The 12,067-nt window shown below is 66.6% G+C and carries 13 protein-coding genes; 4 read left to right on the top strand and 9 right to left on the bottom strand.

Annotated features, from left to right (window positions below):
- The coding region (locus ASC37_RS09175) for a helix-turn-helix domain-containing protein (protein WP_157287461.1) at positions 1-285 on the bottom strand (285 nt) is incomplete at its 3' end.
- Positions 286-425: 140 nt separating this feature from the next.
- Positions 426-983: a transcription elongation factor GreB gene (gene greB / locus ASC37_RS09170; RefSeq protein ID WP_055424100.1), complete on the bottom strand. Its 558-nt coding sequence runs from the start codon at positions 981-983 to the stop codon at positions 426-428.
- A 69-nt stretch (positions 984-1,052) separates the two neighbouring features.
- Between greB and ASC37_RS09165 the strand changes: the two genes are divergently transcribed.
- A complete protein-coding gene (locus ASC37_RS09165) occupies positions 1,053-1,790 on the top strand; it encodes an alpha/beta fold hydrolase (protein ID WP_055424099.1) in 738 nt (245 codons plus the stop codon).
- A 15-nt stretch (positions 1,791-1,805) separates the two neighbouring features.
- Here ASC37_RS09165 and ASC37_RS09160 read toward each other — a convergent pair whose 3' ends face one another.
- The 3 genes from ASC37_RS09160 to ASC37_RS09150 form a co-directional block, all read right to left on the bottom strand.
- Positions 1,806-2,633 (bottom strand): endonuclease/exonuclease/phosphatase family protein, encoded by an 828-nt coding sequence (locus ASC37_RS09160; RefSeq protein WP_055424098.1) that lies wholly within the window; start codon positions 2,631-2,633, stop codon positions 1,806-1,808.
- Between the two features lie 8 nt (positions 2,634-2,641).
- Entirely contained in the window at positions 2,642-3,541 is a 900-nt protein-coding gene (locus ASC37_RS09155) for a flagellar brake protein (protein WP_055424097.1), read from the bottom strand.
- A gap of 64 nt (positions 3,542-3,605) precedes the next feature.
- Positions 3,606-5,435, bottom strand: coding sequence for a cation:proton antiporter (locus ASC37_RS09150; RefSeq protein ID WP_055424096.1), 1,830 nt, complete (start codon positions 5,433-5,435; stop codon positions 3,606-3,608).
- A gap of 140 nt (positions 5,436-5,575) precedes the next feature.
- Between ASC37_RS09150 and ilvB the strand changes: the two genes are divergently transcribed.
- From ilvB to ilvC, 3 genes are read left to right on the top strand one after another with little or no spacing between them, the layout of a single operon-like run.
- Positions 5,576-7,291, top strand: coding sequence for a biosynthetic-type acetolactate synthase large subunit (gene ilvB / locus ASC37_RS09145; protein ID WP_055424095.1), 1,716 nt, complete (start codon positions 5,576-5,578; stop codon positions 7,289-7,291).
- 23 nt (positions 7,292-7,314) lie between these two features.
- A complete protein-coding gene (ilvN, locus tag ASC37_RS09140) occupies positions 7,315-7,806 on the top strand; it encodes an acetolactate synthase small subunit (RefSeq protein WP_055424094.1) in 492 nt (163 codons plus the stop codon).
- 36 nt (positions 7,807-7,842) lie between these two features.
- On the top strand, positions 7,843-8,859 hold the full coding sequence (gene ilvC / locus ASC37_RS09135; RefSeq protein ID WP_055424093.1) for a ketol-acid reductoisomerase: 1,017 nt from the start codon (positions 7,843-7,845) through the stop codon (positions 8,857-8,859).
- On the opposite strand, the gene tilS is transcribed toward ilvC, so the two are convergent.
- From tilS to ASC37_RS09115, 4 genes are all read right to left on the bottom strand, one after another.
- Positions 8,856-9,890, bottom strand: coding sequence for a tRNA lysidine(34) synthetase TilS (gene tilS, locus ASC37_RS09130; protein ID WP_055424092.1), 1,035 nt, complete (start codon positions 9,888-9,890; stop codon positions 8,856-8,858). The genes ilvC and tilS overlap by 4 nt on opposite strands.
- Entirely contained in the window at positions 9,865-10,827 is a 963-nt protein-coding gene (locus ASC37_RS09125; RefSeq protein WP_055424091.1) for an acetyl-CoA carboxylase carboxyltransferase subunit alpha, read from the bottom strand. The genes tilS and ASC37_RS09125 overlap by 26 nt, the downstream gene beginning before the upstream one ends.
- Positions 10,828-10,944: 117 nt before the next feature.
- On the bottom strand, positions 10,945-11,649 hold the full coding sequence (locus tag ASC37_RS09120; protein WP_082438446.1) for a Bax inhibitor-1/YccA family protein: 705 nt from the start codon (positions 11,647-11,649) through the stop codon (positions 10,945-10,947).
- A 28-nt stretch (positions 11,650-11,677) separates the two neighbouring features.
- A complete protein-coding gene (locus ASC37_RS09115; RefSeq protein ID WP_055424090.1) occupies positions 11,678-11,998 on the bottom strand; it encodes a hypothetical protein in 321 nt (106 codons plus the stop codon).
- Positions 11,999-12,067: the final 69 nt, after the last annotated feature.

Genomic DNA, 12,067 nt, shown 5'->3' with positions numbered 1-12,067 from the left:
CTTCCACGCTTTTTGCAGGTGCGCGAACGGCTGCGAATGCGCATCCCTGTGGATGCCCTCGAGCCACGGCTGGCCGTTTTCGTCGAGCCAGTCGGAGTCGCTGTACTTGATGGCGTTGAACTGCCGCTTGAGTGCCATGGCATTGGGCTTTTGCCCGGCGGCATACTGCCGGTTCCATTCGGCGAGCGCCCAGTTCCACACGCGCCGGGCCGTGCCGCAGGCGCGTTTGAAGTAATCCGCCTGCTCGGGCGTGGGACGAAGGGCGATTTTGTGGGTGAGGTGCATGGTCAGTCACTCATCGCCAAGAAGTTTTGCCGCCTTGCCCGTGCTCATGGTGTTTTCCATGAACACCCTTATGGACTAATTTGCACTTTTGGTAATACGAGAGTTGGCTCCTTCGTTTCTGGGCATAGAGGGGGAAATTTTCAAGAGGAGGCTTCATAGCGGATGTCGACGATCTCCAGCTCGCGCACGCCGCCCGGCGTGGGAATGCGCACCACCTCCCCCAGCTCGGCCTTGAGTAGCCCCCGCGCGAGCGGCGCGATCCAGCTCACTTTGCCTTTGCCCGCATCGGCCTCGTCGACCCCGACGATCTGCCAGGTCTCCTCCGTCTCGGTATCCAGATCGCGGACCGTCACCGTCGCCCCGAAGAAGACGCGGTCGGTCTGCGTCTGCTCGCGGGGGTCGACCACCACGGCCGATTCCAGCCTTTTGGTGAGGTAGCGCAGGCGCCGGTCGATCTCGCGCAGGCGCCGTTTGCCGTAGATGTAGTCGCCATTCTCGGAACGGTCGCCGTTGCTCGCCGCCCAGGCCACCGTCTCGACGAGCTGGGGGCGCTCGACCTTGACGAGCCGTTCGAACTCCTCGCGCAAGGCGCGATGACCCGCCGGCGTCATGTAGTTCTTGAAGCCGGGAAAGCTTTGTACCTCGACGAGTTCCTCGTCCTCGTCGACCTCGCTCTCGCGCACGAAGGCCTTGCTCATGCGTGCTCCTCCTGAAGCGTCAAGAAAAACGGTAAAGTATAGTCTTCGATTCTGCCGGAGGGTTCCACCATGACGTTCGCCACCGATCCGCTCGTCGTCCTCATCCACGGCGCCGGGCACGACCGGCGCATCTGGTGGGCCGTCACCCTGGGACTGAGCCGGCTGGGCTGGCAGGTGAGCGCCCCCGATCTGCCCGGCCACGGCGCCGACGAGCGCGCGCCCTGCCCCACCATCGAGGAATACGCGGCGGCGCTCGCCGCCGGGCTCGATGCCGAGCGTCCCGTCGTTGCCGTGGGTCACAGCATGGGTTCGCTCGTGGCGCTGGAACTCGCCGCGCGGCTGGGCGAGCGCTGCCGTGGGCTCGCGCTCATCGGCACGGCGCTGCCGATGGCGGTGAGCCCAGAATTGCTCGAGCGCGCCGCCGAGCCGCGCGCCGCCTGCCAGATGATGGAACCGTGGGCATTCGGTGCCCGCGCCCGGGGAACGGGGCTGCCGCGGGCGGTGCAGGAACTCGTGCTGGAACAGCGCCCCGGCGTGCTCGCCAACGACCTGCGCGCCTGCCATGCCTACGCCGCGGAACCGGCACTGGAGCGTGCCAAAGGGATGAGCGCGCCGGCGCTCTTCCTCACCGGGGCACAAGACCGCATGACGCCCGTCAAGGCCGCGACCCGTCTTTGGGAAACGCTCGCGCGGCGCGAAGCCGCCTGTACCTGGCACACCCTGCCCGGCGTGGGGCACACGCCCATGCTGGAAGCGCCGCTTGCGCTGCGCTGGCTGCTGCACCGGTTCCTACGCCGCTGCCGCTGAGCCGATCGCTGCGTTTCAGAATTCGAGATCGAGCACGATGGGCTGATGGTCGGAGGCGGCCGTGTCCCGCACCACGAAAAAATCCCGCACGGCCGGGCGTAGCGCCGCGCTCACCCAGGCGTAGTCGCAGCAGTAAGGGTGATCGGGCCATTCGGCCCCGTGCAGCCCCACCGTGTGCTCGTGCGGCGCTTCGCCATGCACCAGGCGCCAGGCGTCGAACCACAGACCGCTTTCCTCGAGCAGCCGGTACTCCTCGTCTTCGGGAGCGAAGTTCCCGTCCCCGAGCCACACCGCCTCCGCCGGCCGCGGCCAAGCGCGGAAGGTCGCTTCTTCCTCGTCCCCGCCGCCCTGCGGCCAGGCGAGGATTTCCCGCTGATGTTCGACGAGGGCTTGCACCTGCGCCAGGCGCTGACGCCGCGAGTAGTATTCCAAATGGCTCGTCGCTACCCGCAGCCGCCGCTCGCCCACCCGCACCACCGCCTCGAGCAGCACGCGCGGCATGCACTTGTCGGTCTCCGGCGGCGGATAGGGCAGACTCACGCGCTGCACCTGCTCCACCGGCAGACGGCTGCCCAGCCAATTGCCGAAGAGCGCCCGGCCGCCGTGGGCGCGCGGCACGTCGAGCGCCGGGGCGTAGAAGCCGTGATACTCCGGTAGCGCACCGCGCAGGATGGCCGGTCCGTCCTCACCGCGCGAACCGGGCAGCTCGTCGAAGCGGCTCGCCACTTCCTGCAGGCAGATCACGTCCGCGTCGAAGGCGCGCAGCGCCGCAAGCAGGCGCGCCCAATCCACCCGCCCGTCCGCCCCCCGCCCCCATTGAACGTTCCAGCTGACGATGCGCATTTTTCCTCCTAACCGGTCACCGTCGGGTTGGTCTGCACGGCGGCGATGTAGGTCATCAGGGCGACGGTATCCTCGGGTGTGAGATCGACGAACTCGATGCCGTAGCCCTTGGCTCCCTCCAGGGTGCGATCGTCGATCTCGCGCATCGAACGCACGATGGCCGGCACCGCCAGGATGATCTCCGTGCCAGAGATCTCCAGCTTGAACTTGATCTGGATGCGCTGCCCGACCTTCAGCGGATGGCGCGTGGCCAGCAACCCTCCGCCCACCGACAGATCGAGGATGACCCCACCGAAGGCCTGGTTGTCGTCGGAGACCACCGCCGCCACCAGGCGCACGGGGACACGCTCGCTGCGCCGCAGCCGCACCGCCACCACCTCCAGCGGATAGGTCAGATGCAGATGCGGGTAGGGGCGCGAGGCATTGACCAGCACGGAGGAAGGGAAGACGAAGGCGTAGGAGCCGACGCTGCCGCGTACCTGCAAGGCGGTGCCATCGGGCACGAAGAGCGGCAATCCGCCGCGCTCCAGAGCGTCGACGATCACCGACTTGCCGCGCAGCGAACCAATGTAGCGCACGAAATAGCGATCCTCTTCCCGGCCCAGCTGGATCTGAAGGACGGTACCGGGCAGCAGGCGCAACTCCTCGAAGTTCAGGCGAAGGGCATTGTTCTTGCCCGGTTCCTCCTCCCGTTCCACCACGTTCAAGGCCGCACCGATCGCCTGACGGAAACGCTCGTCGGTGGTCAGATTGCGTTCCGCCCCCTGGCGCAGGAGTTTTTCCTTCTCCTCGGCCGAAGCGATCACGTGCCCTTTCGCCAGCAAGAAACGGCCGTGCCGGTCGAAGACGTCGAATGGGATCGGCTTGCCGACCAGAAATTCGCTGGGACGGACGGGAACACGAAGCACCTGGGATCTCCTCTGAGCCGCGGGCACGCATGAACGACGGGCGGCTCATTCTAACGCGGGACGATCATGCCGAAGCGCCCGCCACTTTGCCTTTTTCGCCCTCGACCGGCAGATAGAGGCCGAGCAGATACCAGTCCGGACCGGGGCGGGAGGTAAATTCCGGCCCCACGCCCTGCAGGCGCCCCTTGGCATCGATCGCCAGCAGCAGATTCCCCCGGCCAGAAAACTGCTCCTGGTAGGATTCGAAAGCAAATGCCTCGCTCAAGCGCGTGGCATAGATCTTCGCGCCGCGCTCGAAGAGCGCCAGCAGTTCGGCCAGACCGGCTTCCTTCCCGGCCAAAAGACGGGCATAGCGAGGATCGGCCACCTGCTGCCCCTTCTTCGCCACCTCTTCGGGCGTGAGCACGACGTAGACGTTGCCCCGCCCGAATTCGCGCTGGTAGCGTACCGCCGCCAGTGCGTTCAGTTCCGGATACGGCGACATCGCCAGCAGATAGCCCACGCCGACCAGATCGAGCCGCCGGTCGGCTTCCTTCGAGACCACGTTACCGAAGAACGTCTCCAGCCCCGCCATGCGCGCCTCGCGTACCAGGGCATAATCGGTGTCGGCCACGATCACCCGAAAGCCCAGCCGGGTGAGCGCCAGGCCCAGCTCCCGTCCCAGGCGATGCGCCCCCACGATCAGCACCCCGCGCGCCTGCGGTTCCGCCACCCCCAGACGTTGCGCCGCCAGTCTGGCCGTGCCGCCAGCAAAGAGCACCGTGCCGATGATGACGGCAAAGGTGAGCGGCACCAGCACCTCCGCCCCCGGGTGCCCCAGCTCACGCAAGCGCAGCGCAAAGAGCGCCGACACCGCCGCGGCCACGATCCCGCGCGGCCCGATCCAGGCGATCAGCGCCTTCTCCTGCCACCTCAGCCCGCTCCCCCAGGTCGACGCCCATACCTTGAGCGGCTGGGCCACGAACTGGATCGCCATGAAGACCAGCACCACTCCCTTGCCGACCTCGGCGAGCTGCGCCACGTCCAGGCGCGCCGCCAGGACGATGAAGAGTACCGAAATGAGAAGAATGGTGAGCGTCTCCTTGAACGAGAGGATGTCCTCCAGAGGCACCCCTTTCATGTTGGCCAGGCGCATGCCCATCACCGTCACCGCCAACAATCCCGCCTCGTGGGCGAGCAGGTTGGAGGCGGTGAAAACCCCCACCACGAAAGCGAGCACAATGACGCTGTCAAGGTAATCGGGCACCAGGTAGCGGCGCAACATCCGTCCCAGCGCCTCGGCCGCGATCCAGCCGGTGGCGAACCCCACGCCCACCGCCTTGACGAACACCCACAGCGCCGACCAGGCCGGCAGATCGGGCAGCGCTCGGCTGACGAGAAACTGATAGACCAGCACCGCCGCCAGCGCCCCGATCGGGTCAATCACGATCCCCTCCCAGCGCAGCACCGTGGCCACCTTGTCGCTGGGACGCACGAAGCGCAGCAGCGGTACGATCACCGTGGGTCCCGTCACCATCACCAAAGCCCCAAAGAGCGCCGCCAACCCCCAATCGAGGTCCACGAACAGGTGGGCCGCCACGGCCGCCACCGCCCAGGTCAGCAACGCCCCGAGGCTCACCAGGCGCAATACCACCGTGCTCATGCCCCGCAGCTCGCTGAAGCGCAGGGTGAGGCTGCCCTCGAACAGGATCACCGCCACCGCCAGCGACACCGCAGGAAAAAGCACCGGGCCGAAGAGGCGATCCGGATCGATCCAGCCCAATCCCGGGCCGGCCGCAAGCCCCACGGCCAGCAAAAAGACGATCGCCGGCACCTGGGTGCGCCACGCCGCCCACTGCGCCGCCGCGCCGGCGACGACGATGAAAGCAAGTGTAAACAAGATATTCTCGTTCATCGATCTTTTCTCCCGGGCGCGATGCGTTCCCCATTATAAGAGGTCGAAGGAAGCGACCCGCTTGACCAAAGCCCACCGAGCCGCTAACGTTACGGGTTTACCCGATCCTTGCACGGATCATCCCTACGAGGTACACCCCCATGCTCCTCACCGGCGCCGAAATCGTCGTCCAGTGCCTGCAGCGCGAAAACGTCAAATACGTCTTCGGCTACCCCGGCGGCGCGGTCCTGCACATCTACGATGCCTTCTTTCAGCAAGACCAGATCCGTCACGTGCTCGTGCGCCACGAGCAGGCCGCGGTGCATGCCGCCGACGGCTACGCGCGCGCAAGCGGCGAAGTGGGCGTGGCGCTCGTCACCTCCGGGCCCGGGGCCACCAACGCCGTCACCGGCATCGCCACCGCCTACGGCGATTCCATCCCGGTGGTGATCCTCTCCGGCCAGGTCCCTACCGCCATGATCGGGCAGGACGCCTTCCAGGAAGTCGACACGGTGGGCATCACCCGCCCCTGCGTCAAGCACAACTTCCTCGTCAAGGACGTCGCCGAGCTCGCCGAAACGATCAAAAAGGCGTTTCACATCGCCCGCACCGGCCGCCCCGGGCCGGTGCTCGTCGACATCCCCAAGGACGTCTCGGCCGCCAAGTGTGCGTTCCACTACCCCGAGACGGTGTCGATGCGCTCCTATAACCCCGTCGTCAAAGGGCACCAGGGACAGATCCGCAAAGCCGTGAAGGCGCTGCGCGAGGCCAAGCGCCCCATCCTCTACGCCGGCGGCGGCGTGATCCTCGCCGATGCCGCCGACGAGCTCACGGCGCTCGCCCGCCGCCTAGGGGCCCCGGTCACCACCACACTCATGGCGCTGGGTGCCTACCCGGCGAGCGACCGCCAGTTCCTCGGCATGCCCGGCATGCACGGCACCTATGAAGCCAACCTCGCCCTGCACCACGCCGACGTCGTGCTCGCCGTGGGCGCGCGCTTCGACGACCGCGTCATCGGCAGCCCCGAGCACTTCGCCAGCGAACCGCGCACCATCATCCACATCGACATCGACCCTTCCTCCATCAGCAAGCGCGTCAAGGCCGACCTGCCCATCGTGGGCGACGTGCGCCACGTGCTCGCCGACTTCCTGCGCATCCTCGACGAAGAAGGCCTCACTGCCCCCCGCGAGACGCTCGCCCCCTGGTGGGAGCGCATCGAGCAGTGGCGCGCCCGGCGCTGCCTCGCCTACGAGCAGCCCGCCGATGGCCCGATCAAGCCGCAATACGTGATCGACACGCTATGGAAAGTGACGAAGGGCGAAGCCATCGTCACCTCCGACGTGGGGCAACACCAGATGTGGGCGGCGCAATACTACCGCTTCGATCATCCGCGCCGCTGGCTCAATTCCGGCGGACTGGGCACCATGGGCGTGGGTCTGCCCTACGCCATGGGCGCGCGCTTCGCCCGGCCCGACGCGCCGGTGGTGTGCGTCACGGGCGAAGCCTCCATCCAGATGTGCATCCAGGAGCTCTCCACCTGCAAGCAGTTCCGCCTACCGCTCAAGATCGTCAACCTCAACAACGGCTACCTCGGCATGGTACGGCAGTGGCAAGAGCTCTTCCACGGCGGGCGCTATTCCGAATCCTACATGGACTCCCTGCCCGATTTCGCCGCGCTCGCCCGCGCCTACGGCCACGTCGGCATCCGCGTGGATCGCCCCGCCGATCTCCAGCCGGCGCTCGAGCGCGCTTTCACCGAGCACGCCAATGAACTCGTCTTTCTCGACGTGCGCATCGATCCGCGCGAGAACGTCTACCCCATGATCCAGGGCGGCAAGGGGCTCACCGAGATGATCCTCTCGGCCAACGACCTCTGACCCACGGCACAGGAACGAATGCCATGAGACACCTCATCTCCGTGCTGATCGAAAACGAATCCGGGGCGCTGTCGCGCGTGGCCGGCCTCTTCTCCGCGCGCGGCTACAACATCGAATCGCTCACCGTCGCGCCCACCGAAGACCCCTCGCTGTCGCGCATGACCATCATCACCAGCGGCTCGGACGAGATCATCGAGCAGATCACCAAGCAGCTCAACAAGCTCATCGAGACGGTCAAGGTGGTCGATCTCTCGGAAGCGCCGCACCTCGAACGCGAACTGATGCTGCTCAAGGTGCGCGCCACGGGCAAGGACCGCGAAGAGATGAAGCGCATGACCGACATCTTCCGCGCGCGCATCGTAGACGTCACCGACACCACCTACGTCATCGAGCTCACCGGCAACCAGGGCAAGCTCGACGCCTTCATCCAGGCGATCGACCCGGCGCTCATCCTCGAGGCCGTGCGTAGCGGCGTGTGCGGCATCGGTCGCGGCGAGCGCGTGCTGCGCGCCTGATTCTTTCATCACCACAACGACGAAAAAGGAAACGCCATGAAAGTGTATTACGACAAGGACGCCGACCTCTCGCTCATCAAGGGCAAGGCAGTCACCATCGTCGGCTATGGCTCCCAAGGCCATGCGCACGCGCTCAACCTGCGCGACTCGGGCGTAAACGTCACCGTGGGGCTTCGCCGCGGCGGCAGTTCCTGGCGCAAGGCCGAAGCCGCGGGGCTCACCGTCAAGGAAGTGGGCGAAGCGGTCAAAGGGGCGGATCTGGTGATGATCCTGCTGCCCGACGAGACCCAGCCCGAAGTCTATACGCGCGACATCGAACCCAATCTCAAGCAGGGCGCGGCGCTCGCTTTCGCCCACGGCTTCAACATCCACTACAACCAGATCGTGCCGCGCGCCGACCTCGACGTCATCATGGTCGCCCCCAAAGGGCCAGGCCACACTGTGCGCTCCGAATACGTCCGCGGCGGCGGCGTGCCCACGCTCATCGCCGTGCATCAGGACGTCTCCGGCAAGGCGCGCGATTTGGCGCTCTCCTACGCCGCGGCCAACGGCGGCACCAAGGGTGGCGTGATCGAGACCACTTTCCGCGAAGAGACCGAGACCGACCTCTTCGGCGAGCAGGCCGTGCTCTGCGGCGGGGCGGTGGAACTCGTCAAGATGGGCTTCGAGACGCTGGTCGAAGCCGGCTACGCCCCCGAGATGGCCTACTTCGAGTGCCTGCACGAGCTCAAGCTCATCGTCGACCTCATGTACGAGGGCGGCATCGCCAACATGAACTACTCGATCTCCAACAACGCCGAATTCGGCGAGTACACCACCGGCCCAGAAGTCATCAACGAGCACTCGCGTGCCGCCATGCGCCGTGCGCTCGAGCGCATCCGCAACGGCGAGTACGCCAAGCAGTTCATCCTCGAGGGCAAGCTCAACTACCCCAGCATGACGGCGCGCCGGCGGCTCATCGCCGAGCACCCCATCGAACAGGTGGGCGCCAAGCTGCGTGCGATGATGCCGTGGCTCGCCAAGAACAAGCTGGTCGACCAGAGCAAGAACTAACCACAGCGCCAGGCGGCGTCGCACCCCTGAGGCGCCGCCTCCACCCACAGGCGCTCGCCGCGGGCGCACAGCCACGCATCCCCCAGGGGAAAGCGCCGGACGCCGCCCCCATGAGATGCCGCCTGGCGCAGCCCCTCTTCCAGACGCCGTTGGGTCGGCGGCAGAGCCGGTAGCCGCAACGTCGCCCAGCGTACCAAATTCTTCTGCCGGTGGAGCGGTAGCCGGAAAAACTCCGCCCAATCCCAGCCGCCCTGCGGATGGCGCACCCGTTCGTCGTCGAGCGCGGCCAGGTCGTCCAGTCCCTGCTGCGCCTCGGCCATGGTTTCGGCGGTACGGGCGAGCACGGTGCGCACGCCCGGCAGGCGCGTCTCCAGCCGCGGCAGGATGTCGCCGCGCAGCCAGTTACGGGTGAAGTCGGCGCTCATATTCGACGGATCTTCGACCCAGCTCAAACCGCGTTCTTGCGCCCAGGCGATGAGTGTCTCTTTGGGCAGATCGAGGAAAGGGCGCAGCCACCACGGCGCCGCCGCCCCGGCCAAGGGCGCTGGCGCGATCTGTCGCATCGCCGCGAGCCCCGCCACCCCGGAGCCGCGCAGCAGGCGAAAAAGCACCGTCTCGGCCTGATCGTCACGATGCTGCGCCAGCACCAGCGCATCGCCCGGCACGGCGGCGAGCGCGCGCAGACGCGCCGAGCGCGCCGCCGCTTCCAGCCCCTTGCCGTCCGGCTGCACGCGCACGTACGCCACCTGCAGCGGTACGCCGAGCGCGGCGCAGTGCGAGCGCACCGCCTCGACCCAGGCATCGGCCTGAACGAGGAGCCCATGGTGCACGTGCACCGCCCTCAGCTCCAGCGGAAATTCGCCGCGCGCCTCGGCCAGCGCGTGCAGCAGCACGGTGGAGTCGACCCCGCCGGAGCACCCCAGCACGAGCCGCAGCGGCTGCGAGGACACCCGCGCCGCCAGCGCTTCGATCGCCTTGAAGATCGCCGCGGAGACCGGCTCGCGTTCAGGTGCGCTCGACGAAACGGCCATAGGACGCCAGACGCTGTTGTCGGCGTTCCACCAGCGCCTCGGGCGCGAGCCCTTCGAGCCCGGCGAGCGCCTGCTGCAGATGCCCTTTGAGGATCTCGGCCATCTGCTCCGGTTCGCGGTGCGCCCCGCCCACCGGTTCCAGCACGATGCCGTCGATCAGCCCCAAGGACAAGAGCTTGGGCGCGGTGATACCCAGGATCTCGGCCGCCTCGGGCGCCTTCTCCGCGCTCTTCCACAGGATGGAGGCGCAGCCTTCGGGCGAGATCACCGAATACACGGCGTGCTGCAGCATGAGCACCGCGTCCCCCACGGCGATCGCCAGCGCCCCGCCCGAGCCGCCCTCGCCGATCACGGTGACGACCACGGGCACGCGCAGCATGGCCATCTCGTAGAGATTGCGCCCGATCGCCTCCGACTGCCCCCGCTCCTCGGCGTCGATCCCGGGATAAGCGCCGGGGGTATCGACGAAGGTGAACACCGGCAGACCGAACTTCTCGGCGAGTTTCATCAGGCGCAGCGCCTTGCGATAGCCTTCGGGCCGAGGCATGCCGAAGTTGCGCGCGATCTTCTCCTTGGTGTCGCGCCCTTTCTGGTGGCCGATCACCATGCACGGCCGCCCGTCGAAGCGCGCAAGGCCCCCGACGATCGCCTTGTCGTCGGCGAAATGCCTATCGCCGTGCAGCTCCTCGAAGTCGGTGAAGATGCGCGCCACGTAATCGAGCGTATAGGGGCGCAGCGGATGGCGCGCCACCTGCGTCGTCTGCCAGGCATCGAGCCTGGCGTAGAGCTCCTCGAGCTGCTTGCGCGCTTTCTTCTCCAGCCGCTCGATCTCCTCGCTGATGTCGACGGCGGAAGCGTCGTGCGCATAGCGCAGCTCGCCGATCTTCTCTTCCAGCTCGGCCACCGAGCGCTCGAATTCGAGAAAGATGCGTTTCATCACCTGCGTCCCGACCTGAGAAGGGGGAATTTTACCCGAAGGCCACCGCTAGGGCCGGAAAATTGAAAAGGGCGCCTACGCGCCCCTTTCCCGACGGACGGAATCAGTACGCCCGGATCACTCCTCGCCGTTGAACACGCCGAGCAGCTGCAGCAGGCTGGTAAAGAGGTTGAAGATCGTCACGTAGAGCGAGACGGTCGCCAGGATGTAGTTGGTCTCGCCGCCGCGCACGATCTGGCTGGTCTCATAGAGGATCAGGCCAGACATGAGCAGCACGAACATGGCCGACACTGCCAGCGACAGCCCCGGCATCTGGAAGAAGATCGCCCCCAGCCCGGCGAGGAAAGCCACCAGGATGCCGACGAAGAGGAACCCTCCCATGAAGGAAAAATCCCGCTTCGAGATCGTGGCGTAGGCCGAAAGCCCCAGGAAGATGGCCGCCGTGCCGCCGAAAGCCTGCATCACGATGGCCGGGCCGTTGGGCAGCGCCAGATAGGCCGAAAGGATCGGCCCCAAGGTATAACCCATGAAACCGGTGAGCGCAAAGACGGCGAGGATGCCGCTTGCCCGGTTGGCAAGTTTGTGCACAAGAAAGAGGAGCCCAAAATAGCCCACCAGGGTGATGATGACTCCCGGATGCGGCAGCCGCAGCGCCATGGCCGCGCCCGCGGTGAGCGCCGAAAACGCCAGGGTGAGTGCGAGCAGCACATAGGTGTTGCGCAGCACCCGGTTCGTGGCCGGCAGCGCCTCGCCCCGCGCTTCCGCCCAGGAGATGGCCCGCGCCTGCGCGGCGTCGTTCCAGCGTTCATCGATTCGTTGCATCATCTACCTCCTTCAAAAAATCCACGTCTCACGCCGGCAGCGGCATGGTCTGCGGGCGGGCGAAGCGGCGTTCAAGTACCCGCTGCACGCGCTTCACCGCCCGTTCGACCGCCAGCTGCGCCACGCGCTCGGTAACCGCGAACACCACCTGCGGCCGCTGCCGCAGGCGCATCTGCACCACGCAACGCTTGGCCCAGGCGCCGGTTTCGTCACGCACGTCCACCAGCTTCACCCGCGCCCAGGTCACGCGGTCGCGGAAGCGGCGAATCGCCCCGGAAAAACGGTTTGCCAGCTCCTCCTTGTCGATCTCATGGCACGTCTGACCTTCGCAAACGAGTTCCAGTTTCATCGCGAACCTCCTTGTTCTTGTCGTGGCTTCGAGTTTTCATTGTAGAACAAAGATGCTCAGATAAAATCA

Origin of the sequence: Tepidiphilus thermophilus (genome assembly GCF_001418245.1) — a bacterium.
GTDB lineage: Bacteria > Pseudomonadota > Gammaproteobacteria > Burkholderiales > Rhodocyclaceae > Tepidiphilus > Tepidiphilus succinatimandens.
The sequence above is the reverse complement of the archived record's forward strand: the minus strand, read 5'-3'. Positions and strand labels throughout refer to the sequence as shown.